This is a genomic window from Colwellia sp. C1TZA3 (assembly GCF_007954265.1).
In the GTDB taxonomy this organism is placed as follows: Bacteria; Pseudomonadota; Gammaproteobacteria; order Enterobacterales; family Alteromonadaceae; genus Cognaticolwellia.
The window spans coordinates 23,906-49,326 of the sequence record NZ_VOLS01000009.1 but is presented as its reverse complement, the minus strand read 5'-3'; the positions used below and the strand labels follow the sequence as shown (position 1 = coordinate 49,326).

Genomic DNA, 25,421 nt, shown 5'->3' with positions numbered 1-25,421 from the left:
TTTTGACCTACAGTGAAAAGTATTTTGGGCTATATTTAACCTTCATATACTCGCACTTTAACTAAAAGTGTTCATACTAAAAAGTACCCGTCCTCAAGCTTAAAATCTAGGAGCCATTATGCCCCATGATATTAAAGAACAACGTATTGAATGCCCACATTGCGGCCACTCTATTCGTCTGGATTTAGACACTAGTGCAGGTGATCAAGATTATTATGAAGAGTGCCCGGCTTGTTGTATGGAGATGCATTTAAATTTACATATTGACGAGTATCGTCAAAAGATTCTATTGGGTGTTGGTAGCGATAATGAACAGTTTTTTTAAACATTCGCTTGGTTAAAATTTATAGTTAGCTAACTTGACTATTACCCTAGCTACTTTACCCCAGCTAAATATTAAGCCAATTTGATTAAATAAGTGATCACCTTTTTTATGAGGAAAAATTAATAAATATAAGGTATAAAATTAAGTCAGTAGTTATTTTACTTATAAACTTTATACCGTCGTAGTTTTTCATTTTAACCATCAAAAGTGAACAGGTAATTAACCAACTTAGTGTAATTAACCAACAGCTAGCCAGAGCGCTAGCTGTACTTTAGGTGAATACTAGCAAGTCACATTTACATATAAAAAATAACAAATAATCACGTAAAACTAATGCTAGCTTAACTTCATACGTTCAATTGTTTCGACAATTGTTATGGTTTGCTGATCAATTTCAATATTAACTTTATCGCCAATCACTGCATTTTGTAAATTGGTGCGCGCCAAGGTTTCAGGTATCAGATAGACCGAAAACAGCTCCCCTACTTCAGCCCCTAGCGTTAAACTAATGCCATTAATACTGATAAAGCCTTTGGCAAATACATACTTTTTATATTCAGGCGCTAAGGTAAAACTTAAACTACAGTTGTCCTGACTATCGATACGCTTAGCCAAAACAGCTTGAGTATGCACATGACCACTGAGCATATGACCACCAATTTCATCACCAATTTTTAATGAGCGCTCAACATTGACTTGTGTGCCCAATTTAATATCCGCCAGGTTAGACACCCGTAAGGTTTCATCAATAACATCAAAACTTATAAAACTACTGTCTTTACTTAAGTGGCCAAACTCAACAGCCGTTAAACAAACACCATTTATCGCCACACTGGCACCAACTTCAAGGTTAGCTATTAGCGCGCTTTCTAAGGCGATTTTTAATCTTATCGCATTATTTTTACTCATTATCGCAATTACTTCAGCTTGTGATTGCACTATACCGGTAAACATATATCATCCAACAAATATTCTACTTTTTGCTATCTTAGCAAGAATAACCTAATGATATAATTGCTTTGATGAACATTACTCGTTTTTTTTCCAATAGTAAAAATTTAATGAAATTGGCTTACCCCATTTTAATCGCCCAATTGATCCAAAATTTAATGGGTTTTGCCGACACTGTCATGGCCGGTCGTGTTAGTGCTACTGATATGGCCGCTGTTGCAGTAGCCAGCAGTGTTTGGTTACCCTTGATTTTGGCTATATCAGGCCTTGTGATGGCACTGGCGAGTATTATTTCGCAATTATCGGGTGCCAAACAGTTTGACCAAGTTGCAAAAGCCAGTTATCAAACCGCTTGGATAGCAGTTTTTCTCTCCATTATCATCATTATTATCTACTACATCGCAACTCCGATATTAATCGACGCTATTTCAATGGAGCCTAAGCTTAAGCAGTTGATGTTTGACTATTTAGGTTACATTGTTTGGGGTGGTCCAGGGTATTGCTTATATTTAGTCTTACGTAATTATTCAGAAGGTTTATCTTTTACTCGCCCAACGATGATCATCAGCATATTAGGCTTGTTAATTAACATACCCGCCAACTATATTTTTATTTATGGTGAGTTTGGTATGCCGGCACTCGGTGGTGCGGGTTGTGGTATTGCCACAGCCATTGTTTATTGGGTGATGTTCTTTGGCATGCTTGCCTATGCTTATTTTTCAAAACACCTAAAACACGCGCCATTGTTTACCAAATTCTATTGGCCACAATGGTCAGAAATTAAAACTATCTTAGCTTTAGGTACACCTATAGCATTTTCATTACTGTTTGAAGTAAGCTTATTTGCCGCCGTAGCCATAATACTTGTGCCCTTTGGCGCTAATGTTGTTGCAAGCCACCAAATTGCCATTAACTTTTCTGGTTTAGTTTTTATGGTGCCTTTAAGTTTAGCGATGGCAGTGACGATAAAAGTGGGTTTTGAAGTCGGCAATAAAAACTTTGAAAAAGCCAAGGAACTCTGCCGATATTCGGTTATTTTGGGACTGGTTATTGCGGTAGCAACCGCAGCTATTACCTTATTATTTAGCAGACAAATTGCCGCGATCTACAGCATAGACACAGAAGTACTTGAACTTGCTGCTAGCTTAATGTTTTTAGCGGCTTTATTTCAATTCTCTGATGCCATACAAGTTATTTCAGCAGGTGCACTGCGTGGCTATAAAGACACCAAATCGATTTTGTATATCACCTTCTTTTCCTACTGGGTTGTAGGTTTATCTTTTGGTTCAATACTAGGCCTAACCGATTGGATAGCACCAGCATCCGGTCCTTATGGCTTTTGGATAGGTTTTATTTCTGGCTTAACCGTGGCGGCAGTATTACTGGCTTGGCGTTTAAAAGTGGTACAGAATCGCTTTGATCAACAAGCAGCACTGGAAAGTTAACAAGTTAACACACAGTTTTAATTTATTATTTTAGGTTTTTATTACGCCATTTGTCGATTAAATAAGCAAGCACAACACCCACTGCTGAATTAATCAGCAGTTGCATCAAGTTTTAGATAAAACTGCTTGCACTTGCTAAAACAGATCGCTAACATAGCGCTTCGTTGAGTCACTCAACAATTTTACTTAGAAGTAAAGCTCGCTTAGCTCAGTTGGTTAGAGTACTTGCATGACATGCAAGGTGTCACTGGTTCGAGTCCAGTAGCGAGCACCACATTAGGGTTCATTAAAACCCCAAAAGAACCCGAAAAGCCTTTAAGTAAGCTTCTCGGGTTTTTTTATGTTTTGAGCTATGTCATACCATGTTTGACATAGCTCAACTTTCATCTACTAACAGTAACAATGGATTAATAAATGCATACGCTATCTCAGTTGAAATCTGGCAAACTCATGGGTATTCAGCGTTTAAAACTCTCTGAAAACTTAAGCTCATTTCCATTAGAGATTTTGTCATTAGCCGATAGTTTAGAAGTGCTAGATTTATCTAACAATCAATTAACGTCACTACCCAGCGTGTTAATTAAGCTAAAAAAACTTAAAATAATTTTTGCTTCCAACAACCGCTTTCAAGTATTACCTGAAGTACTTGGGCGCTGTGAAAACCTAGAAATGGTCGGCTTTAAATCAAACCAAATTAATCAGGTACCTGCTAACGCGCTACCGACTAAATTACGTTGGCTGATTTTAACAGATAATTGCCTTGAGACTTTGCCTGACTCTTTAGGTGAGCGGCCAAAGCTACAAAAATTAGCATTAGCAGGTAATAAGTTAACCAAACTGCCGTTAACACTAGCACAGTCAAATAACCTTGAATTAGTGCGTATATCAGCGAACAGTCTGACTGAATGCCCAGAGCAATTGCTAAGGTTACCTAAACTCGCATGGTTTGCTTTTTCCGGTAATCCATTTAGTCGTACTAACCTTAATATTGCCTCAGTTCCGTCGGTGCCAGCAGCAAGTTTTACCTTACATAATATACTGGGACAAGGCGCTTCAGGGGTTATTTCAGGCGCAACGTGGACTGATAATCCATTAGCATTGCCAGATAAGGTTGCCGTTAAAGTTTTTAAAGGCAAAGTAACCAGTGATGGTTACCCTGAAGACGAGTTACAAGCCTGTTTAAAAGCCGGCGATCATCCAAACCTTGTTCGCTCTTTAGCACAAGTGAACGAGGAAGGCTATTTAGCGTTAATCATGAGCTTAATACCGGCTAATTTTAACAACTTGGGCTTACCACCAAGCTTTAAAAGCTGCACCCGTGATACTTTTCCTGCCGACTTTACCTTAAGCATTAGTCAAATTGATAAAATAGTACGGCAAATGGAAGACGTGTTTGAACATTTGCATGCAAATCAAGTGTGTCATGGTGATTTATACGCACATAACACCCTGTTTGATGAAAACGCTAATATTATTTTTGGCGATTTTGGCGCCGCTACTATGTACCACATGCTAACTAGCGAGCAACAAACATTAATCCAGCAAATTGAACGTCGTGCACTTTATTGTTTGATTGAAGATTTATTAAGTATTTGTCATAGACAAGAGCAAGACAGCCCGAAATTTAAAATTATCAAGCAGAAAATTCATTAATACCAGTTTGGTATAAGTTTATTTACAACTAGTCTTGTCGTTTGTCAATTACCTCTATTATTTACTGAGTCTTAGTGCTGATATACTTCCCTTGTCTGAGCCAAGAAAATAGATAGTCAAATGACTAATTTGAACTAATACCAATCCCATTAAGTTATTGCTCACTTGTACTAGTTAAAATACAAAGCCAGCTAATTACTCTAGTCAGTAGCTTTAACTATATTTTTTCATTTTATAACCTGCAATTTTAACCAAATTAATGAGATACTAGGTGCTCTTGTTATACTTAAATTAAAGCTGCACATATACCCTTTATGAATTACACCTCAATTGACGAATTAAAAAACGCTTGGGTCTTTAAGCATAAAAGCTTACCCATTAGTGATAGTGACAAAACAAAAATTAAGCCTATGGTAAGTACTCGAGCCAAAGTACTTTGGGATGGCGCTATTAGTAAGCAGGTTGATCATCCAGACTTTTTTAAAAAAGGTGATTGGCCAGAAAACTCTGCATCCTGGCTTGATACTGGTAAATGGGAAAACATTTGGGATAGTGAAGAATGTTTATTACCTGAAATCGTTTTAGCGCACCTAAAGTGGGATAATAATACCGTAGTTTATTATTGTAATTCGCGAGATAATGTTATTGAAACCACTTGGGCAGTATTTCAACGTTGCTGGAAAAACTTTCTTTTTATGGATGATGGGGCAATCTTAATTGGTAAAAAACGCCATGAAGCGGTGCAATTTCTTTCAACCGGTTATTTTAAGATTGGTCAAAAGCCTAGTTAGTTCAAACACGGTGGCACTTAGCCCCTTCAATACTATAACCACTTGCTAAAGAGCATTGCCGGTAACTTAGTGCTGTGATGTTGACTTGCTCATTTTTAATATTCGCCATCCATTCTAATCTGTTTTGTATGGCTGTTATTATTTGACTAATAATCAGCTACAGAGCCGTTTAATAACCACCTGATAAGCTCAGAGCTCTTTAACTTTAGAGCTTTTAAAGTGATATAGATTAGAAAAGATAGCTTATCACCACCTTTTACTTAATTAAGTCTCTTTCAACTCTTCTTCACCAGATAATAACACCGCGAACCAACTGCCTTCTGCAGAGTTTTCTAAGGCAATTTTAATAACCATGGTCAAGGGTACTGACAACAACATGCCAACAGTGCCTAGCAACCAACCCCAAAAAATTAATGAAATAAATACCACTAAGGTTGATAGCCCAAGGCCACGACCCAAGTAACGCGGTTCAACCACATTACCCATTACCGTATTAATGGTTAAATAGCCTAAGCCGATAAAACCTGCCGCCGCAGGCCCTAATTGCAGAACCGCTAACGACATGGCCGGTACGGCAGCAATAATTGAGCCAATATTGGGAATGTAGTTCAGTAAAAAAGCCAACACGCCCCACAGTAAGAAAAAGTCTAAACCAAATGCCCACAACATAACTGAAACAATGATACCCGTAGCAATACTGACCAAGGTTTTAATCGCAATATAATTATTTACTGAGGATAGAAATCGGTCAATTTGCTTTATACGCGCTTGCGGATCATCAAGGGCTAAATGTAATTTTTGAGGTACCGATGACGCTTCAAACAACATAAAAATAACCGTAATAATGATTAAAAACAAGTTAGCCATAACGCCGCCCAAACCACTGAGCATATTAGCTGCTAGCCCCATTGCGGCCGCGGGATCAAAGTATTCAATCAATAATTCTGACGATATTGCTATGTTGTAATCATCAAGTTGCTGGGTTAGCCAAATAAATTGTTCTTGAAGTTGCGCGCGATAAACGGGAATAAGTTGTGATAACTCATTTAAAGAGTTACCAACAAGCCCAGCCAGTGACAGCGCAATAGAAACAAAAATGCCAATAACAAAGATAACCGCTATCGGCTTAGGAATTTTATAGCGCGCTGCCATAACCACTAGCGGATTGCAAATAATGGCAATAAACGCTGATAATAAAAAGGGTACTAATAGTGTCGCAGCGGTTTTTATTCCCGCTAACACAATAAATAACGCCGCAGTCACTAATAAAAACTTCACCGCGCCTTCAGACTTGCCTTGTAAACCCATTTATTCAACCCAATTTATTTCTAATTTAATGTAAGTGCTTAAAACTATAAGCGATTCTATAGCATGCCCGCTAGTGTTAAAAGCGATATAGTTTTTCTAGCGTAAAAAATCACATTGTGCGTCGGATCAAGGTAACACTCGACAGTTTAAGTAAGCGCCAACAACTGAGCATGCCAATTAAGCCAACAAAAAAGGCGCCAGCGCCAATGCCCACTAACCAATATTGAAAGTGAAAACTGCCTGACATGTTAAAGACTTGACTTTGTAATATATACACGGCTATTTCCATACCAACACTTGCCATTAGTCCGGCAATAGCACCTAGTGCTACAAACTCATATAACACGCTATTACGCAGTAAACTGCCTTTAGCGCCTAAGGTTCTTAATATCGCTAGTTCACGCTCTCTTTCTTCCATACTAGCTTGTACTTGTGCTATTAAGACTAAACTACCGGCAAGTACCACCAAAATTAAGATCAACTGAATCGCCACCGTCACTTGCTCAATAATACTATTGAGCTGCGCCATAATGGCAGCAAAGTCCATTACCGTAATGGTAGGGAAATTTGCTAAAAAGCCATAAACCAAGTCTCGGTCCTCATCTGATATCGACCAAGCCGAAATTGATGTCGTTGGAAATTGCTCAAGAACACTTTGGTTAAAAACCATAATGAAGTTTAACTGCCGGCTTTGCCAATTCACTTGACGAATACTGGTCACTGGCACGGTAAATTCATCTGAACCGAGTGTGAAGGTCAGATCGTCACCTAATTTAACCGCCAAGCGTTCCGCTATATTGCTCTCAATTGACACTTGAGGTTTTTCGTCACTAACTTGCCACCACTGCCCAGCAATAATTTCATTTTCATCAGGTAACTCAGTACGCCAAGTTAAGCCAAGTTCACGGCCCATGCCTTGACGACTCTTTTGCTGCTTGGTTTTCTTACTGTCTTGTTTTTTATTGCTGTCAGTTTTTTCAGCGTTTTGTGTTTCGCTATCATTATCATCTTTATCAACAGTCTTTACACCGTTTATCGCGGATAAACGACCACGGTAGATATGGTAGAAACCTTGATTAGCAATGTTATTTTCTTCAACAAAGGTTGTTAAAGGCTGAATTTGATCTTGAGTGATATTGATTAGGTAATGATTGGGTGTATCATCAGGAAACTGTTGTTCCCACTCTGATAATATTGAGCTTTTCATTACCGTAATTAGTAACAACAGCATTATAGCGATAGTAAAACTGACCAGTTGCACACTGTTTTCACTGGCTCGACGTTTTAAGTTCGCTAAGGCCAAATGCCAAGACTTTCCAGCCTTAGTACCGACACTGCGACCTGCGCTCATTAGGCCGCGTCCAAACAACAACAAAATAAATGAGACAACAACACCACCCACTAACAACGCACCGCTCATCACCAAATCTTGACTGAAAATAAACAGTAATAAAAACAATGCCAATAATGGTGGTAACTGGTGCCAGCCAAAGCGCGCAACTTTTTCTTGGCTAAAACCACGAATAACATTTAATGGTGAGCTTTTTACTAAAGTCATGATCGGATGAATAGCAAAAGCAATGGCGCACAATAAGCCGGTAAATATTGCGGTTAGAAATGGCACAAATGTCAGCGGTGCATCAGCCAATGATAAATAGCTCGCAATGGCATTAGCGCCCAGTAACATCAAACCATAACCCGTCACTAATCCTGCGGCGATACTTAAGCAACTCAATAAAGCCCAATGCAGACAATAAAGTTTCCTCACATGTGAAATTGACGCACCCAGGGCTTTAAATATCGACACGTTAGGCTGATGACGCTGACCATAACGACGACTCGCCACAGCGACTGCAACAGCGGCTAAGACAATACCTAGCATGCTCGCTAGTGATAGAAATTTCTCTGCGGTGTCTAATATTCTTGATAAGCGATTTTGTGCGGCTTTAGCATCATACCAACGTTGTGACTCATTAATTTGTGGTTTGATCCATGTTTCAAAGCTTTCAATAGCCTCGGTTTCACCAGCAAACAAGTACTTGTAGGTAATACGACTGCCTGGCTGAATAAGCTCGGTTTTCGGCATATCAGCAATATTTAAAATAACCGTTGGCCCAGCAATAAAAGCGCGGTATGAACGGTCAGGAATATCAGTAACAATACCGGCAATAATGAGTGGCGCAACACCTATTTCAATCACCTCGCCAATTTTAACGTCCAAGCGACTTAGCACACTGGGCTCAACCCAAACTGTGCCTGGTTTAGGTGCATTGGCAACAATACTGGCAATTTGCGTTAGCGAGGTTTTAATTTTAAGTTCACCGCGCAAAGGATAAGTATCAGATACTGCATCAAGTTCACTGAGCAACATATTGTCGCCAGCAAATGCCATTGATTCAGTTTCAATTTTTTGGGCATATTGTAGTGCTAAGGTCTGACTTTTCTCGATGATACTCTTATCGACTTCTGACGACATACGCAATACACGATCGGCGCCTATAGTATTGGTGCTATTAGCCACTATGGCATGCTTAATTTGGCCAGAAAATCCGGTCAGTGAAAATACCGTCGCAACGGCAAGCACGATAGCGATAAATATAATGGTCAGTTCACCACGGCGAAGCTCATGATGTAATAAGCGTAGTGATTGCGTAAACCACATGGTTGATGCTTTTTGTTTAACAATACTCATCGTTAACCTACTTGTGAAACTGAAGTTTTGCTTTTAAGATCATGATGCGTTGTAGTTTGACTATCAGGCTGATTTTCTTCTGTGTTTGCTAATGTGGCTTCAGCCATCGGCTCAGTTAAAGCACCACTGTCCATCTCAACTTGGCGCTGACACCTTGCCGCCAATTTAGCATCGTGGGTAACCAAGACTAAAGTGGTGCCCTCTTTAACATTCAAATCAAATATTAAGTCAATAATATATTGACCAGTTTTACTGTCTAGATTGCCTGTAGGTTCATCAGCGAATAAAACATCTGGCTTAGCAATGAATGCGCGCGCAATAGCTACCCGCTGTTGTTCACCGCCGGAAAGCTGAGAAGGGTAATGCTGAATTCGGTCAGCCAAGCCCACTTGGGTCAGTAAAGCTTCGCCACGTGCTTGCGCATCAGGCATATTGGCTAACTCGGCGGGCAACATTACATTTTCAAGCGCAGTTAAGCTGTTAATTAATAAAAATTGTTGAAAAATAAAACCCACATGCTGCGCGCGAACTTGGCTGCGCTGCTCTTCATTAAATTGGTGTAAGGGTTGGTTTTTAAGATACACTTGTCCGGAACTTGGTAAATCTAAACCCGCTAAAATCGATAATAATGTCGTTTTACCGGAGCCAGACGGACCAACAATGGCAATTGATTCGCCCGCGGCAATAGTTAAATTAAGTGGTTGAAGCAAAACTAGTGTTTTATCTTCAACTTGCACTGATTTAGTTAGGTCTTTAACGCTTAGCATACTCTCGGAATTTACATGCATGAAAAATTATCCACTCTTTATATTATTTATTAGCTTATTTTTTATCACTGCAGCCAATGCTGCACAAAACACACAGGTTAATACGGCTGATAACAGCATTAGTATCACACCAACCCGTAACATTTTACTATTAGGTGATAGTATCAGCGCAAGTTATGGGATGAAACCCACCCAAGGCTGGGTACACTTACTTAATCAAAAACTGATTAAAAAGAAACAAGCTTACACAATAATAAATGCCAGTGTTAGTGGTGAAACGACAAGTGGCGGATTATCTCGGCTAGCAGGCATTTTGACGAATGAAAAAATTGACCATTTATTAATTGAATTAGGCGGCAATGACGGTTTACGTGGTTATTCACCTAAAATAATTAAAAATAATTTGTTACAAATGGTCAAGTTAGCGCAAGATAAAAACATAAGAGTTTCAATGATTAAGATAAAAATAACGCCAAATTATGGGCAAAGATACAATAATATGTTTGAGCAAGTTTTTACAGATGTCGCCAAAGCTCGCAATATAACCTTACTGCCCTTTTTTATGGAAGCCGTCGCAACCAATAAAGCGCTTATGCAAGCAGACGGTATTCACCCTAATGCGCAAGCACAGCCAATAATCGCTGACTATGTTGAACAGCAACTTAATGAAATAATGACACTGGAGCCTTAATTTAACATGGAATTTATTTGGATCGGTTTTGCTTTTACTTGTGGTTTATTAACCAAACTACTCGCTCTACCACCTTCAATTGGCTATTTAGCAGCTGGATTTATTTTACTCTTTTTAGGCTATGAAGCCGATGGTATGGTCAATGTATTAGCAGATATCGGCATTACCTTGATGCTATTTACCATTGGACTCAAGCTCAATATCAAAGACTTACTCAAGCCAGAAGTTTGGTTTGGTAGCTTAAGCCACAGTGTTTTATGGTTATTGATTGGACTTGTACTGTTAAAAACCATCGCCCTTATCACTATGCCTTTTGTTAGTAGCTTAAGTCTCACTACATCAGCATTAATCGTATTTTCGTTAAGTTTTAGTAGCACGGTGTGTGTTGTTAAACTCATGCAAGAGCACGGTGAAATGCGCACCCGCCATGGTAAACTGGCGATAGGTGTTTTAGTAATGCAGGACGTGATTGCTGTCATATTTCTTGTCGTTGCCACGGGTGAACTACCCAGCCCTTGGGCTGGCTTGTTACTGCTTTTCATGCCATTAAAACCTTATATTAACAAAGCCATTAGTAAAGCAGGTCATGGCGAACTTATTCCATTAATGGGCTTTTTTATCGCTTTCGGTGCTTATGAGTTATTTGAGTTGGTTCAAATCAAGGGCGACTTAGGCGCACTTCTAGCGGGTATGTATTTGGCTTCTCATAGCAAAGCCAGTGAAATAAATAAGTCATTACTCAGTTTTAAAGATTTATTTTTGATTGGTTTTTTCTTATCGATCGGTTTCACTGCCTTGCCCACGCTAGAAATGCTCGCTATAGCGTCAGTATTAACCTTGTTACTACCGGTTAAATTCCTGCTGTTTTTCTTTATTTTGGTTAAGCTTAATCTGCGCGGTAGAACGGCATTTTTGTCGGCGTTAGCGTTAAGTAATTATAGTGAATTTGGCCTTATTATTGCGGCACTTAGCACTGAAGCAGGCTGGCTCTCTGCTGAGTGGCTAGTGATATTGTCATTAGCGGTCGCATTATCCTTTATTATTACTAATGTACTTTATAACTTTTCCCATGAATACTTTGCTAATAATAAAGAAAAATTTAAACGCTTTGAAAGTAAAAAACGTTTAGTCGAAGACGATTTTGTTCAGCCTTTCGAAGCACCTATTGCGATTATTGGCATGGGCCGTGTTGGCATCGGTGCTTATAGAGCCCTGAGTGCTCAGATAGACAATCAAGTTTGGGGCTTAGACACCGATGTAGACAAAGTAAAATGGTTAAATGAAATCGGTATTCACACCTATTTAGGTGATGCTGAAGACGCTGACTTTTGGGAAAACATTGATCTGAGTAAGATTGAATTAACACTGTTAGCAATGCCTTCTGTGCTAGATATTAAGAATATAACTGCACAAATAAGGCGTACTAATTATCAGGGTAAAATCGCTGCTATTGCGCGTTATGATGATGAACTCATTACCATTGAAAGCTTTGGCGTAGATAAAGTATTCAACTTCTATAACGAGGCCGGCGTAGGTTTTGCTGAAGAAAGTATGAGTTTAATTAAGCAAGCGTAATTACACTAAATATGCGGCTCATAAGTGAATTAACTTATTGGGTCGCATAGCCAATAAATTATATTGTTGATTAAAATTCAATAAGCTTAACTATTCAAATTCAAGGAGTATAATTGCTCCTTATACCAGTTCCATTAAGTTTGTGATCTTGTTGTGCGCAGGAAAAATAATTCAAGGTAAGGCGCTCGATTGAGCAATAGCTGGCTATTGGGAGTGAGAGCAACACAGCCTTGAGCTATTTTAACTAGTACAAGTGAGCAATAACTTAATGGGATTGGTATAACTACTGACTAAATTTTATGCCTTGTATTTATCCATTTTTCCTCATGAAAAAGGTGGTCACTTAATTAATGTAATTGGTATAAGAACAAAACTCCACAGCATGTAGTAAATCCTTTTACGTCGATGTTTTATTATTTTTTATAGGGAGGAAAGCATAAAAAAGGAATGGGTAGCGACTTGAGATATTTAAGAGCAACAGATCAACTGATCTTTTACTTCTCCTGCCGTCCTCCTTCTTTTCTTCCTGTAAATTATTTTACTGTTTGTTATTTTTACAGGGAGGAAAGCATAAGAAAGGAACGAGTAATGATTTGAGACATTCAAGCTCAACTGATCCTTTACTTCTCCTACCGTCTTCCTTTTTTTCTTCCTGTGAATTATCTTACTGTTTGTTATTTTTACAGGGGGGAAAGCATAAGAAATGAACGAGTAGCGACTTGAAAGTATTTAGATTTGCTGTATTCATACCAAGTTAGTCAGTTGCTTTATTTAATTAAAAATAAGCAGGTAATTAATCAACTTGGTATAAGCTATGATTCAATGTGAATAAACACTGGAAATTTAAACTCATAACATTAGCACCGGCCACTTGATATTGGTTAGTTAATAAATTTTAGGCATAAAAAAACCGACATAAGTCGGTTATTTTATTTCACTTTTAACACTGTTTATTTGACTAAAAGTAAAATAATTAGTGGCATCCCTAAGGGGATTCGAACCCCTGTTACCGCCGTGAAAGGGCGGTGTCCTAGGCCTCTAGACGATAGGGACACTAAAACAATATGATAACCGTTAAATAACGACTTCATGTTTTGTATCTGATTATTAAATATTATAAAAAACATTTATTAATCTAAGTTAATGGTGGCATCCCTAAGGGGATTCGAACCCCTGTTACCGCCGTGAAAGGGCGGTGTCCTAGGCCTCTAGACGATAGGGACACATAAATACCAAAGAACACTTAATTATAATGTTACTGTAAAAAGCTCTAGCCTAGTGAACTTATAGTAACGCTACATATTCTATAGTATGTGTCAAAAAAACACTTACCAGTAAACTTGTCTAACTAAAAATGAGTGGCATCCCTAAGGGGATTCGAACCCCTGTTACCGCCGTGAAAGGGCGGTGTCCTAGGCCTCTAGACGATAGGGACACATTATAAACTCGAAACACTTAGTATAATAAAACCGTAAAAAGCTCTAGCCTAGTGAACTTATGATTTACATTATATATTTCTTGTTTGTGTCATAAAACACGAACTCATTTTCTTTTTTACTTCCGTAGAAGTCTTCCGAAGAAGTGGCATCCCTAAGGGGATTCGAACCCCTGTTACCGCCGTGAAAGGGCGGTGTCCTAGGCCTCTAGACGATAAGGACACTAAAACGATAAAACAAAATATAGTTACTTTGTTTCTGTAGTCCGACAGCCTCGCGGCATATCCAACTACATTATCTTTTTAATTACTTTTCACTTGCGGTATCAGCACAGGTGAATAATAAAAATATTGGTGGAGCTATGCGGGATCGAACCGCAGACCTCTTCACTGCCAGCGAAGCGCTCTCCCAGCTGAGCTATAGCCCCACTATCGAATCAAAATAAGTGGCCTAATACTTATTCTAATTCTTTGCCCAACAAGCAATCTAGTTACTCGTTGAAAGCGAGGCGCATTCTAAGCAGCGACCAAGATACTGTCAACCCTTATTTTAGATATTAGGTCATTTTTCTGAAAGATTTTATCTAACTGACTATTTATAGTACAAGTTGACTAATTTTTACCTTGTTAACTATTTGCACAGTCCATATTTTATTGATTCACTGGTGTTGAAATAACAGCGCTATTATTGCTAATAACTTCAGCTAAAAATATACTCAAAAAATAGTTTTATCTCGCTAAAAGCGTTATAAACTATAGCGAGTTGCTTTATTTATCGTAAATAAAGCGTTATGGTTAACTATCAATTGAAAAAAATAATAGTGATATGCAGCTAAAAAAACTCAATGTTGTTGCCATTGGCGGTGGTCACGGTCTAGGACGTGTGCTTTCTACCCTGTCCTTTTTAGGAAATCAACTTACCGGTATTGTCACCACGACTGATAATGGTGGCTCCACTGGCCGTTTAAGAAAACGCAGTAGTTCAATCGCTTGGGGCGACTTACGCAATTGCCTTACCCAACTAGTTGATGAAAAATCAGTCGGCAGCCAATTGTTCGATTTTCGTTTCGATGGCAATGATGAGCTTGGTGGTCATAACCTCGGTAACTTAATCCTTTATGGTTTAGGAGAAATACACTCACGCCCGCTTGAGTCTATTAAACTGGTTCGACGGTTATTAAGAGTTAAAACACCCGTATTACCTATGTCTGAAACCCCAACAGATCTAATGGCTTTCTATCCAAAAGGTCGCTGTCGTATCGGTGAAGTATCAGTTGACAATATGTCAATGATGCCAAAAAGCTTAATGTTAGCGCCATTAGTTAAAACATTGCCAAGTTGTGTGGAGGCGATATTAAATGCTGATTTAATTATTTTAGGCCCTGGCAGCTTTCTAACCAGTGTGGTGCCGCCGTTACTGGTACGTGATATTAGTAATGCCTTAAATCAAACCAATGCTCATCGCGTGTTCATTGATAATATTGTCGCTGAAAATAGCCCTGCTGCCGCTTTGTCATTAGATGAAAAGTTAGCTTGGATTGAAGAAAACGTCGGTTGTCTGCCGATTGATAGCGCGATATGTCACGATGTTAGCGTCACTTCAACACGTATAGATGTTTGTCATCATGAACTAAGTAGTGACACCGTTAGTCATTTTCATAGCCGCGACAAGTTAATTTCGGCATTAAATGCATGTATTTCAAAAGCAAATAGCAAAATTAAAATAGAACAACCCGCTGTAGTTAACGCTAATTAACACCTATTAAAATAAATAATCCACCTCTCTAAGGGGATATTCATCTCCTATAGCGCTTTTATACCAATCCCATTAAGTTATTGCTCACTTGTACTAGTTAAAATAGCGCAAGGCTGTGTTGCTCTCAATCCCAATAGCCAGCTATTGCTCAATCGAGCGCCTTACCTTGAATTATTTTTCCTGCGCACAACAAGATCACAAACTTAATGGAACTGGTATTATACCAATCCCATTAAGTTATTGCTCACTTGTACTAGTTAAAATAGCTCAAGGCTGTGTTGCTCTCAATCCCAATAGCCAGCTATTGCTCAATCGAGCGCCTTACCTTGAATTATTTTTCCTGCGCACAACAAGATCACAAACTTAATGGAACTGGTATTACTTCTCCTTGTGTTCTTCCTGTGAATTATTTTATTATTTTTACAGGAAGGAAAATGAGAAAAGAATGAGTAAAGACTTAAAATTTTTAGGTTTGTTGTATATTTAAAACCAAAAAGCCAACGATTATCTCGTTGGCTTTTTGTTAACTTTAAAGTTTTTGAACTTTTTATTATTTATGATTCTCATCTTGACTAATGCGGCTGGCAACAGCGCCCATTTGATCTTTATATTTTGCATCTTCACGTTTGTTGTAAGGACGTTCAGCACTTGACGACATAGTTTCAAAGTTAAGTGCGGCAATTTTCATTTTTGGGCGCAATGCCAAGGGTAGTTTGCCACTGTTATAAAACTCCAACACTATTTGACCTGACCAACCGGGATCAATTCTATGAGCGGTAACATGCACCATCAGGCCTAAACGTGCTAATGATGAACGACCATCTAACCAGCCAACGATATTGTCTGGTAGTGTTACAGACTCATAAGTAACCGCTAATGCCAACTCTCCTGGATGTAAAAAAAACGCTTCACCATCAGAAATATAAATTTCCTCGCTCATCACAGCATTCATCGCTTTTTGCATTTCATCTTTTGGTCCGCTTAAGTCGATATAAGGTGCGGTGTGGTCTTGAAAAACCCGAAATTCGTTGCCTAAGCGAATGTCAACACTAACCCCAGAGATCATACTACTATCTGGTGCTGGCGAGATGCCGATTTGTCCTTGGCGAAGGCTTTCTTCTATATCTTTGTCACTTAATCTCATGATTATTCTTCTTAAACTCAGTTGTTATACCAATGTAAGTTAATCAATTCAGCGCTTAGCGAAAATAATTTCAATTGGTGTTATGTCGACGAAAAGAACGTTGTATTCTTTTGCCTCTTAAAATAATTTCGGTTTTATTTGCTTTCTTTAACCAGTACTTTTGCGGTTGTTGGGCTGCGCATATCTAGTTGATAATATAATTGCGCCGCAACTTTGCGCGCTATATTACGATACAGCAGAGCAACTTCTCCAGTGCTATTTTCATTTATTGCACAACGTCCACTATCAGCGTCTTCTCGAATACGAATATCGAGGGGGAGTTGTCCGAGTAATTGTGTTTTTGCCTCGTTAGCGATGCGCTTGCCACCACCATCGCCAAATAAATGTGATTGATGACCACAATTTTCACACTGGTGATAGCTCATGTTTTCAATAATACCGAGCACAGGCAGCTTTACTTGCTCAAACATCGCCATACCTTTAATGGCATCAGCTAAGGCAATATCTTGCGGCGTAGTAATCACCACAGCGCCTGCTACCGGTACTTGCTGCGCTAACGTTAATTGGATATCACCGGTACCCGGTGGCATATCAACAATCAAGTAGTCTAAATCAGGCCAGTCAGTTTCATTCAGTAATTGCGAAAAAGCACGACTAGCCATCGGGCCTCGCCACACCGTAGCACTAGCATCATCAACTAAAAAGCCAATTGACATAGCACTCAAGCCATTAGCCTCAAGTGGCGTAATTAATTTACCATCATTTGAGCTCGGTTTTGCGCCTTTTAAGCCCAACATGGTCGGTACAGACGGACCGTAAATATCTGCATCTAGAATGCCAACATTACACCCTTCGGCAATTAGGCCATAGGCTAAGTTAACCGCGGTGGTTGATTTACCCACACCGCCTTTACCGGAAGCAACTGCAATAATATTTTTGATGCCTTTAATGCTGTGTTCTCTAACCGGCTCAACATGATATTCAACATCAAAATTGACCGGTTGCTGCATTAGTTCCGTCAATTGCTCAGCAATATCATGCAGCTCACCGTCACATGGAAACGGCAGGGACATTTTGATTAGGATAGTTTTTTTAGCCATCACCTTTTTAGCCATAACTATGGTAACAGCCTGAGCAATAACAAGCGGTCCTTGAGGGAAAATATCAGAGCGATAAGCATCAAGAAAAACATTAATAGCCTTTTGGCTTTCGACACTGACTACATTTTTAGAAAAGAAATTTGATAACATGATTAAAACGCATTTTTATCTAGCCTTTATGACATAAAGGCGATAATTCTTAATGAAAAGTAACGACAAATTCTGTACCATTCCCTGCATAATTACCACCAATAATATGTAAACTTTATATGTCGTTATCAAAGTCGTCTGTGCAATCTGCAGAGAAGCGTAAAATTTTAGTTACTTGTGCCCTTCCTTATGCCAATGGTTCTATTCATTTAGGCCATTTATTAGAACATATTCAAACTGATATCTGGGTTCGTTTCCAGCGTATGCGAGGTCATGAAACTTACTTTGTTTGTGCTGACGATGCTCACGGCACGCCTATTATGTTAAAATCACAAGAGCTTGGTGTAACGCCTGAAGAGTTAATCGCTGGTGTTCGTGAAGAACATATGGCAGATTTCGCCGACTTTCATATCAGCTATGATAATTATCATTCAACGCACACTGATGAAAATAAAGCCTTTGCTGAAGAAATTTATAACCGTTTAGATGCAAATGGTCATATAAAAACGCGGGTTATTTCACAGTTATATGATCCAGAAAAAGGTATGTTCTTACCTGATCGTTTTGTTAAGGGCACCTGCCCTAAATGTAAAAGTGAAGATCAAAACGGTGACAGTTGTGATAACTGTGGTGAAACCTATTCCCCCATGGATGTCTTAAACCCTCGTTCAGTGGTTTCTGGCGCCACACCAGTATTACGTGACTCAGAGCATTATTTCTTTGACCTGCCAGCTTTTGGCGACATGTTACAAGCATGGACGCGCAGTGGCGCACTACAAGAAGAAATGGCTAATAAGTTAGCTGAATGGTTTGAACAAGGCTTAAAACAATGGGATATCAGTCGTGATGCGCCCTACTTTGGTTTTGAAATTCCTAACGCGCCCGGTAAATACTTCTACGTCTGGTTAGACGCACCTATTGGCTACATGGGCAGTTTTAAAAATCTTTGTGACCGAACGGGTATCGACTTTGATACTTTTTGGCAATTGGACTCAGAAGCCGAGCTTTATCATTTTATTGGTAAAGACATCATCTATTTTCATAGTTTATTCTGGCCAGCCATGCTTGAAGGTGCCGGTTATAGAAAACCAACCTCAGTTTATGCCCATGGTTTTGTTACCGTCAATGGCGCGAAAATGTCTAAATCAAAAGGCACTTTTATCAAAGGCCGCACTTATTTAGACCATTTAAACCCTGAATACTTACGTTATTACTACGCCGCAAAGCTAACTCACCGTATTGATGATTTAGATTTAAACCTTGAAGACTTTGCCCAACGCGTAAATTCAGATCTGGTTGGTAAAGTGGTTAATATCGCGTCACGTTGTGCCAGTTTTATTACCAAACGCTTTGACGGCATGCTGTCAGAAAACATTGATAACCCAGCCTTAGCTGACGAAGTGATGGCCGCTGGTGATAGTATTGCTTCGCATTACGAGTCTCGAGATTTTGCTCGTGGTATGCGTGAAATCATGGCACTGGCTGATAAAGTGAATGAATACATCGCCATTAAAGAACCCTGGCAGCTAGTTAAAGACGAAACTAAACAGAAAGAAGTACAAGACATTTGTTCGCTTGGCATTAATATGTTCCGTATTTTAATGATTTACTTAAAGCCAGTGCTACCGGTTTTAGCTGACAGTACCGCCGCATTCTTAAATGACGAACTGGTTTGGCAAGGACATAAAACGCTATTAACCAGCCATAAAATTAATAAGTTCAAAGCTTTATTACAACGTGTTGATATGGATAAAGTTAATGCGATGACTGATGCGTCAAAAGACAATTTAACCGTAACAACTGAAGCAGCTGAGCCGAAAAAAGATAAAAAATCAGAAAAGAAAAAATCAGCACCAGAAAAAGCACTAACCGGTGAGCCATTAATAGATGATCCTATTTCACCTGAAATTCAATTTGATGATTTCGCGAAAATAGACTTACGTATTGTAAAGATAGTGAATGCTGAACACCTTGAAAAAGCCGATAAATTACTGCGTTTAACCTTATCGTTGGATGATCAAGAAGGTGGTGAAAAACGCCAAGTGTTCGCTGGAATAAAATCCGCCTATCAACCTGAAGATTTAATTGGCAAGCTCACAGTGATGGTAGCTAACTTAGCGCCACGCAAAATGCGCTTTGGTATGTCAGAAGGTATGGTTTTAGCCGCAGGTCCCGGTGGTAAAGACTTGTGGATACTTAACCCTGATGACGGTGCACAACCTGGTATGCGCGTTAAATAGTCAGTAACAACACATTAACCTGTGTCTAGCTCTTAAAATAACAGCAATAATTAAGGCAAACCTTGAATATATAACTAGGGTTTGCCTTTTTAATATTTTGTATCGTAACTCCCTATTGTGCGAATTAAGCATCAATCAAAATAATTACAACCCAATATGACAACATTTAAGCTCAGTAAAATTTCTTTATCTAGCCAAATTATGATTGCCATGGCAACTGGGCTCATCATAGGTAGCTTTGGCGTAGCCTTATATTCAATGGTAAATCATCTTGCTGATGCCTTTGTTATGTTATTGCAAATGACTGCGCTGCCTTATATTGCACTGTCACTTATGGTCGGCATTGGCGGCTTGTCTGCCGGCAAAGCCAAATCGGCGCTTAAAAGCAGCATAATAGTGGTGATATTGCTAATAGCACTGATGTTGTGCTTTATATTAATGGCGCCGTTATCATTTCCTAATTGGCAGTCTGCCGAATTTTATAGCGCTAATACCATTAAAGTTAGTCAAGAGTTTAATCTTGTTGAATTATTTATTCCGTCTAACCCTTTTAATGCCTTCGCTAATGCGGTGATCCCTTCCGTGGTGTTTTTTAGTGTCTTTATTGGCGTTGGCTTAATGCCAATTAAAAATAAACGTCAAACCCTAGCGGTGCTAGGTAACTTAAAACAATCAGTCAGTAATATTAGTCATCTAGTGATGCGTTTTGCCCCCGTTGGTGTCTTTTGTATTGGTTGGCGCGCGGCAGCAACACTTGATGCCTCACAACTCGATGGCTTGATGATCTATGTTGCCAGTGCCTTAGTATTGGCACTTTTACTGTGTTTTGTGGTATTTCCTGCCCTGCTTGCGACCATTACTCCTTTTGGTTACCGTGCCATTTTAAAAGCGTCAAGAGAGGCCATGATCACGGCATTTGCCACCGGCAGTTTTTTTGTTGTTATACCGATCATTGTTGAAAAAACCAAACAGTTAATTGCCTCACAATACCCTGACACCGATAATGTTGATAAAGTCCCTGATGTCATCGTACCTATTAGTTATAGTTTACCAGTGGGCGGTAAACTGTTATCGCTGTTGTTTGTTTTGTTTGCCGCATGGTTCTCTGGTGCTTACATAAGCTTTGAAGATTATGTAAAGTTGGTGGTGATGGGTATTCCACAATTGTTTGGTACCAGCACCTTAGCCATGCAAAATCTTTTAGAGTTATTCAACGTTTCTCATTCAATGTTTGATTTCTTTATTGTTGCTGAAAACTTAGTTGTCGGTCGTTTATCGGCATTACTTTCAGTGACCTTTGCCAGCTGTTTACCTTTACTGGTTGCGACAAGTATGGCCAAGGCTTTTCGTATCAAGAAAAAGGCCTTAATTAGAAATTTAGCCATTATTCCCCTGTTGTCAGTCTTTGCCTTTATCGGCTTAAAATTTACTTTTAGCTCAATTAGTTATCAGTACCAAGGCTATGCTAAGTTTATAAAACGTGACTTTCTGATGGAAAGCGTACACAGCAAATATTTGGATAATGTCCATGAAAACAGCGACACGGTTCAGCCCTTTGTTGGCGTACTTACGCGCATAAAGCAACGTGGTTTTATCCGTGTTGGCTATTTTCGCGACGACTTGCCTTATTCATTTCACAACAACAATGGCAAACTCGTTGGCTTTGATATTGAAATAATGAACCAACTCGCCATTGACTTAAATGTTAGCCTTGAGTTCGTGAAGGTATTTCGCCATCAGGCAGAAGCATTATTAAGCTCAGGTTATCTAGACATCACTACAGGTGTGCCCGTTATTCCAGATAACATGATGAGGTTTACCTTGACCATGCCTTACAGCGAGCAAAACCTGGCTATTATCGTTAAAGATAAAAGGCGTGCAGAATTTACTCACTGGGATAAAATTTTACAGCGAGATGATCTTATTTTAGGTATTCCTGAAAGTTTTTATTATGAAAAAGCCATTGCGAAAACGTTTACCCATGGTAAGGCTTGGGAGATATCAACACCGCGGTTATTCTTTAAGCCCGAATTTTCCCATATTGATGCTATGCTTTTTGGCGCAGCGGCGTCATCTGCTTGGACGCTGCTCAAGCCAAGCTATACTGTGGTAGTGCCTAAACCTGAGTTAGCGCCACTTTATATGGCCTTCCCGATTAATAAAAATGATCACAGCTTTGAACTATTTATGCGTAATTGGATCTCAATGAAACAGCAAAGTAAAACCATTGATAAACTATTCAATTATTGGATTAAAGGCGAGATGAGTTTAGTGAAATAGCGACGTTCAGCTTTGACATCAACGTCAAGATAAATAAATACTGGTTTAAAAAATGATTAAAAAACATAAAATAGCACCAAAGTTACTTAAATACACAACTAGCATCACCATACTGCTGACCTTACTAACTTCGGCTTGTGCACAAATAAATAATGTATCAACAAACTTAGATCCCAAAAACTTCAAAAATTATTTTTCTCCAACAACAGTAAAAATAGTGGCAAGTGAGAAAGAGTTTACCGGTCAATATAAGTTTTTGGGTTTGGTTGAAGGTGAGTCTTGCCAAGAGAAAGCCTACCATGCTGCCCCCAATGAAATTGATGCCCGCACCGAAGCACGTCGCAAAGCTTATCAACTTGAGGCAAATGCCATCATTTTTAGCCAGTGTGTGATGATCAAAGCAGATGAAGCCGCAAAATATTGTCTTGCCTCTGCCGTTTGCTATGGCCGTGCCTATAAGGTTGAGCAAGATAAAAAATGACTAATAGCGTTAATTTAAATGTTATTGGCACTATCAACTCGCCTTATAAGCAAAAGTTTGCCATTCCTAGACAACCAGGTATTGTTACCGCAGCTCAAGGACAATTACGTCTAACGGGTTCAGCCAATAATGCTGAGTTAGTCAGGGGCTTAGAGCAATTTAGTCATATTTGGTTATTGTTTATTTTTCATGGTACGCAAGCCCAAGGTTGGAAGCCCTTGGTACGTCCGCCACGTTTAGGCGGCAATAAAAAACTTGGCGTATTTGCCACCAGGTCAACATTTAGGCCTAACCCTATTGGCATGTCGGTGGTTAAACTTGACCAAATAGAACTATGCTCTACAAGACAAGGTTTTACAGAGCCAGGCAGCACTGGCCAGCATGGTACTGGACAAAAGAGTTCACAGGTAATTTTACATATAAGTGAATTAGATTTACTTGATGGCACGCCAATCGTCGATATTAAACCTTACATACCTTATGCTGACATTATCGAAAGTGCCCATGGTGGCTATGCTCAAGAACAACCCAGCAGCAATATTAAAGTGATATTTTCCAGCGCAGCATTACTAGCCTTAGCCAACTGTAACCAGCATTACCCAACACTACAAAGCCTGATCGAACAAGTGTTAAGCCAAGACCCTAGACCCGCCTATAAACAGCAAAGCATCGACGATAAAATCTATGGCATGAGCTTGTATAATTTTAATATCAATTGGCAAATGCTCGATAATGCAACATTTAACGTGATAGCTATCGACGATAATGTTAATCAGTAGTTTTTGTCAGTACTTTGCTATTTCCCATGGTGTTATGCTTCCAAGGCGGCCTACTTATAGAGTTCTGCGAAGAAAGGAAAGCCTTTATCATGCTTTGACATACCTGTGATGATAACATTACTGACAATCGGGGCTGAGCTTTGTCTGCAACAAAAAAACACGCCCTCGTCGACGCATTTAGTTGCACAAGTGCTCTAAAAATAGGATATCTGAGAGAGACCTAAACATAGTAAAGGCAGTTAAAAAAACAGCCTTTACTTTTATCCCTTATTTTATCATTCTACAAAAAAACAATATTATTTTTGTTTAACGACCTTACCTGCTTTCATCACAAAATCGACATCAAGGAGTTCATTAATATCGTTTAATGGACTAGCATGCATAGCAATAATATCAGCCACTTTACCCACTTCTAGTGTACCTAAGGTTTCTGATTTACCAATTAAGTCGGCGCCATTGATGGTCGCAGAAACTAAAATATCTTGTGGAGCCATCCCCGCGGCAAACATTAATTGTGCTTCTCGGCCATTATAACCGTGTTTTGAAACGCCACTGTCTGTACCGTAAGCTATTTTTACACCCGCTTTATATGAACGTTTGAAGTTTTCAATCATGTCACCGCCAACACGAATAGCTTTAACGCGAATCGCTGGCGACATAAAGTCAGTGGTTTTCGCCATATCAACGACGGTATCACCGGCCATTAATGTGGGTACTAAATAAGCACCACTTTTTTTAAAGAGTTTAATACTCTCTTTGTCGGCATAACTGCCATGCTCGATACTGTCAACACCGGCGCGTAATGCCGCGTTAATACCAGCAGCCGCATGTGCATGACTCGCCACTTTACGGCCAAGCGAGTGCGCCGTATCAACCACTTCTTTTAACTCATCATCAGCCATTTGCTGACCCGTGCCGGTATTCGTATCTGATAACACACCACCAGTAGAAGTGATTTTAATAACATCAGCACCAAACTTAATGGCGTGACGAGTTGCTCGTCGGCAATCATAAGGGCCATCACAAATTGTTTTTGCAGTATGTAGTGCCATTAAATCAGGCGCCATGCCATCAACATCACCGTGCCCACCGGTCACCGCCACGCTACTGCCAGCAGCAATAATCGTTGGCCCCGTTATCCAACCACGTTTGACACCATCGCGCAGTGCATACATTTGTTCAGCACTGCTGCCTAAATCACGTACGGTGGTAAAGCCAGCCATTAAGGTTTTGTTCGCAAAATAGGCACTTTTCATTAATATATCTGCATCAGATAGATTAACCATTTCACTATCGTTATTGGGGCCAAGTTCACCTTGTAAATGTACGTGCATATCCATCAGACCTGCCATAACAAAACTTGATGATAAATCAATTAATTTTGCGTCTTTGGCAAAGCGACTTATATCAACAAAACCAGGTTTAAGCTCAGTGACTTTACCATCACTTATCACTAAGGTTTGTTGCTTAAGCGGCGCCTTGTTGGCAGTAACTAATAACTCGCCTGCATGAATAACGGTAGTTTCCGCCAATGCTGACTGTGACAACGCGGTACTGACGAGTAACGCTATGGTTGTTAACGATGATTTTAATGTAAACATGTTCTAGACCTTATTGTTATTTGATGACCTGAATGTATTATCTATACCCAATCCACTTCAAGATGCAGTTTCAGAGCTAAGCTAGAAGTGGAACGGGTATAAATTGCACTAAATTAATAATTTACCATAACAGTGTGGCAAAAAAATATAATATGAATTCGATAAACGGAAAGTTTATTCAGTTCAGTAACCGTTATAAGGACGTACTAATGCCGTAGAGCCATGGATGGCTAGGAACGACCATGTGATCGCAGCAT

The 25,421-nt window shown here is 39.4% G+C and carries 18 protein-coding genes and 6 tRNA genes; 12 read left to right on the top strand and 12 right to left on the bottom strand.

Features of this window, described 5'->3' with window-relative positions:
* Positions 1-118: 118 nt before the first annotated feature.
* Positions 119-325, top strand: a complete 207-nt coding sequence (locus tag ESZ39_RS04380) for a CPXCG motif-containing cysteine-rich protein (RefSeq protein ID WP_146878573.1) — start codon at positions 119-121, stop codon at positions 323-325.
* 336 nt (positions 326-661) lie between these two features.
* Here the strand turns inward: ESZ39_RS04380 and ESZ39_RS04375 are convergent, their stop codons facing one another.
* On the bottom strand, positions 662-1,279 hold the full coding sequence (locus tag ESZ39_RS04375; RefSeq protein WP_146878572.1) for a riboflavin synthase subunit alpha: 618 nt from the start codon (positions 1,277-1,279) through the stop codon (positions 662-664).
* Between the two features lie 107 nt (positions 1,280-1,386).
* Here ESZ39_RS04375 and ESZ39_RS04370 point away from each other — a divergent pair, with 107 nt between their 5' ends.
* The 4 genes from ESZ39_RS04370 to ESZ39_RS04355 all read left to right on the top strand — a co-directional run bounded on the left by ESZ39_RS04370 (position 1,387) and on the right by ESZ39_RS04355 (position 5,165).
* Entirely contained in the window at positions 1,387-2,721 is a 1,335-nt protein-coding gene (locus ESZ39_RS04370; RefSeq protein ID WP_223270232.1) for an MATE family efflux transporter, read from the top strand.
* Between the two features lie 197 nt (positions 2,722-2,918).
* Positions 2,919-2,995 (top strand) — tRNA-Val (locus ESZ39_RS04365).
* Positions 2,996-3,135: 140 nt separating this feature from the next.
* Positions 3,136-4,374 (top strand): leucine-rich repeat-containing protein kinase family protein, encoded by a 1,239-nt coding sequence (locus tag ESZ39_RS04360; RefSeq protein WP_146878570.1) that lies wholly within the window; start codon positions 3,136-3,138, stop codon positions 4,372-4,374.
* A gap of 314 nt (positions 4,375-4,688) precedes the next feature.
* The gene (locus tag ESZ39_RS04355; RefSeq protein WP_146878569.1) at positions 4,689-5,165 is read left to right on the top strand and encodes a DUF2947 family protein; all 477 of its coding nucleotides are present in this window, start codon (positions 4,689-4,691) and stop codon (positions 5,163-5,165) included.
* Positions 5,166-5,429: 264 nt separating this feature from the next.
* Here the strand turns inward: ESZ39_RS04355 and ESZ39_RS04350 are convergent, their stop codons facing one another.
* From ESZ39_RS04350 to ESZ39_RS04340, 3 genes are all read right to left on the bottom strand, one after another.
* Positions 5,430-6,473, bottom strand: a complete 1,044-nt coding sequence (locus ESZ39_RS04350) for an AI-2E family transporter (protein WP_146878568.1) — start codon at positions 6,471-6,473, stop codon at positions 5,430-5,432.
* 109 nt (positions 6,474-6,582) lie between these two features.
* Positions 6,583-9,165 (bottom strand): ABC transporter permease, encoded by a 2,583-nt coding sequence (locus tag ESZ39_RS04345; RefSeq protein ID WP_223270231.1) that lies wholly within the window; start codon positions 9,163-9,165, stop codon positions 6,583-6,585.
* 2 nt (positions 9,166-9,167) lie between these two features.
* Entirely contained in the window at positions 9,168-9,953 is a 786-nt protein-coding gene (locus ESZ39_RS04340; RefSeq protein ID WP_146878567.1) for an ABC transporter ATP-binding protein, read from the bottom strand.
* On the opposite strand from ESZ39_RS04340, the gene ESZ39_RS04335 reads away from it, so the two are divergent.
* Complete coding sequence (locus ESZ39_RS04335; RefSeq protein WP_146878566.1) at positions 9,952-10,623, top strand: arylesterase; 672 nt, start codon at positions 9,952-9,954, stop codon at positions 10,621-10,623. The two genes, ESZ39_RS04340 and ESZ39_RS04335, sit on opposite strands and share 2 nt — an antisense overlap.
* Before the next feature lie 6 nt (positions 10,624-10,629).
* On the top strand, positions 10,630-12,198 hold the full coding sequence (locus ESZ39_RS04330; RefSeq protein WP_146878565.1) for a cation:proton antiporter family protein: 1,569 nt from the start codon (positions 10,630-10,632) through the stop codon (positions 12,196-12,198).
* Between the two features lie 977 nt (positions 12,199-13,175).
* Here ESZ39_RS04330 and ESZ39_RS04325 read toward each other — a convergent pair.
* The 5 genes from ESZ39_RS04325 to ESZ39_RS04305 form a co-directional block, all read right to left on the bottom strand.
* Positions 13,176-13,251: transfer RNA gene (locus tag ESZ39_RS04325), tRNA-Glu, on the bottom strand.
* Positions 13,252-13,345: 94 nt separating this feature from the next.
* Positions 13,346-13,421, bottom strand: a tRNA-Glu gene (locus ESZ39_RS04320).
* 136 nt (positions 13,422-13,557) lie between these two features.
* A tRNA-Glu gene (locus ESZ39_RS04315) sits at positions 13,558-13,633 on the bottom strand.
* A gap of 147 nt (positions 13,634-13,780) precedes the next feature.
* A tRNA-Glu gene (locus ESZ39_RS04310) sits at positions 13,781-13,856 on the bottom strand.
* Positions 13,857-13,985: 129 nt separating this feature from the next.
* Positions 13,986-14,061 (bottom strand) — tRNA-Ala (locus ESZ39_RS04305).
* Between the two features lie 398 nt (positions 14,062-14,459).
* On the opposite strand from ESZ39_RS04305, the gene ESZ39_RS04300 reads away from it, so the two are divergent.
* Positions 14,460-15,389, top strand: a complete 930-nt coding sequence (locus ESZ39_RS04300; RefSeq protein WP_146878564.1) for a uridine diphosphate-N-acetylglucosamine-binding protein YvcK — start codon at positions 14,460-14,462, stop codon at positions 15,387-15,389.
* Positions 15,390-15,939: 550 nt separating this feature from the next.
* Here the strand turns inward: ESZ39_RS04300 and dcd are convergent.
* Both dcd and apbC read right to left on the bottom strand, forming a co-directional pair.
* Entirely contained in the window at positions 15,940-16,533 is a 594-nt protein-coding gene (gene dcd, locus ESZ39_RS04295) for a dCTP deaminase (protein ID WP_146878563.1), read from the bottom strand.
* Positions 16,534-16,667: 134 nt separating this feature from the next.
* Positions 16,668-17,783 carry an iron-sulfur cluster carrier protein ApbC gene (gene apbC, locus ESZ39_RS04290; protein ID WP_146878562.1) on the bottom strand — a complete coding sequence of 372 codons (1,116 nt, stop codon included), beginning with the start codon at positions 17,781-17,783 and terminating at the stop codon, positions 16,668-16,670.
* A 119-nt stretch (positions 17,784-17,902) separates the two neighbouring features.
* Here apbC and metG point away from each other — a divergent pair, with 119 nt between their 5' ends.
* The 4 genes from metG to tsaA all read left to right on the top strand — a co-directional run bounded on the left by metG (position 17,903) and on the right by tsaA (position 23,563).
* Positions 17,903-20,023 (top strand): methionine--tRNA ligase, encoded by a 2,121-nt coding sequence (gene metG, locus ESZ39_RS04285; RefSeq protein ID WP_146878561.1) that lies wholly within the window; start codon positions 17,903-17,905, stop codon positions 20,021-20,023.
* Between the two features lie 156 nt (positions 20,024-20,179).
* Positions 20,180-22,303 (top strand): cation:dicarboxylate symporter family transporter, encoded by a 2,124-nt coding sequence (locus ESZ39_RS04280; RefSeq protein ID WP_146878560.1) that lies wholly within the window; start codon positions 20,180-20,182, stop codon positions 22,301-22,303.
* A 52-nt stretch (positions 22,304-22,355) separates the two neighbouring features.
* Positions 22,356-22,784 (top strand): Rcs stress response system protein RcsF, encoded by a 429-nt coding sequence (gene rcsF / locus ESZ39_RS04275; protein ID WP_146878559.1) that lies wholly within the window; start codon positions 22,356-22,358, stop codon positions 22,782-22,784.
* Positions 22,781-23,563, top strand: coding sequence for a tRNA (N6-threonylcarbamoyladenosine(37)-N6)-methyltransferase TrmO (gene tsaA, locus ESZ39_RS04270; protein WP_146878558.1), 783 nt, complete (start codon positions 22,781-22,783; stop codon positions 23,561-23,563). Before rcsF ends, tsaA begins: the two co-directional genes overlap by 4 nt.
* Before the next feature lie 296 nt (positions 23,564-23,859).
* Here tsaA and ESZ39_RS04265 read toward each other — a convergent pair whose 3' ends face one another.
* Entirely contained in the window at positions 23,860-25,164 is a 1,305-nt protein-coding gene (locus tag ESZ39_RS04265) for a metal-dependent hydrolase family protein (RefSeq protein ID WP_146878557.1), read from the bottom strand.
* Positions 25,165-25,421: the final 257 nt, after the last annotated feature.

Coding starts and splice junctions, on each gene's coding strand:
- dcd (WP_146878563.1), bottom strand. CDS start 16,533: ATGAGATTAAGTGACAAAGATATAGAAGAAAGCCTTCGCCAAGGACAA.
- ESZ39_RS04360 (WP_146878570.1), top strand. CDS start 3,136: ATGCATACGCTATCTCAGTTGAAATCTGGCAAACTCATGGGTATTCAG.
- ESZ39_RS04330 (WP_146878565.1), top strand. CDS start 10,630: ATGGAATTTATTTGGATCGGTTTTGCTTTTACTTGTGGTTTATTAACC.
- ESZ39_RS04380 (WP_146878573.1), top strand. CDS start 119: ATGCCCCATGATATTAAAGAACAACGTATTGAATGCCCACATTGCGGC.
- ESZ39_RS04300 (WP_146878564.1), top strand. CDS start 14,460: ATGCAGCTAAAAAAACTCAATGTTGTTGCCATTGGCGGTGGTCACGGT.
- rcsF (WP_146878559.1), top strand. CDS start 22,356: ATGATTAAAAAACATAAAATAGCACCAAAGTTACTTAAATACACAACT.
- tsaA (WP_146878558.1), top strand. CDS start 22,781: ATGACTAATAGCGTTAATTTAAATGTTATTGGCACTATCAACTCGCCT.
- ESZ39_RS04370 (WP_223270232.1), top strand. CDS start 1,387: ATGAAATTGGCTTACCCCATTTTAATCGCCCAATTGATCCAAAATTTA.
- ESZ39_RS04345 (WP_223270231.1), bottom strand. CDS start 9,165: ATGAGTATTGTTAAACAAAAAGCATCAACCATGTGGTTTACGCAATCA.
- ESZ39_RS04355 (WP_146878569.1), top strand. CDS start 4,689: ATGAATTACACCTCAATTGACGAATTAAAAAACGCTTGGGTCTTTAAG.
- ESZ39_RS04340 (WP_146878567.1), bottom strand. CDS start 9,953: ATGCATGTAAATTCCGAGAGTATGCTAAGCGTTAAAGACCTAACTAAA.
- ESZ39_RS04265 (WP_146878557.1), bottom strand. CDS start 25,164: ATGTTTACATTAAAATCATCGTTAACAACCATAGCGTTACTCGTCAGT.
- ESZ39_RS04280 (WP_146878560.1), top strand. CDS start 20,180: ATGACAACATTTAAGCTCAGTAAAATTTCTTTATCTAGCCAAATTATG.
- metG (WP_146878561.1), top strand. CDS start 17,903: ATGTCGTTATCAAAGTCGTCTGTGCAATCTGCAGAGAAGCGTAAAATT.
- ESZ39_RS04335 (WP_146878566.1), top strand. CDS start 9,952: ATGAAAAATTATCCACTCTTTATATTATTTATTAGCTTATTTTTTATC.
- apbC (WP_146878562.1), bottom strand. CDS start 17,783: ATGTTATCAAATTTCTTTTCTAAAAATGTAGTCAGTGTCGAAAGCCAA.
- ESZ39_RS04375 (WP_146878572.1), bottom strand. CDS start 1,279: ATGTTTACCGGTATAGTGCAATCACAAGCTGAAGTAATTGCGATAATG.
- ESZ39_RS04350 (WP_146878568.1), bottom strand. CDS start 6,473: ATGGGTTTACAAGGCAAGTCTGAAGGCGCGGTGAAGTTTTTATTAGTG.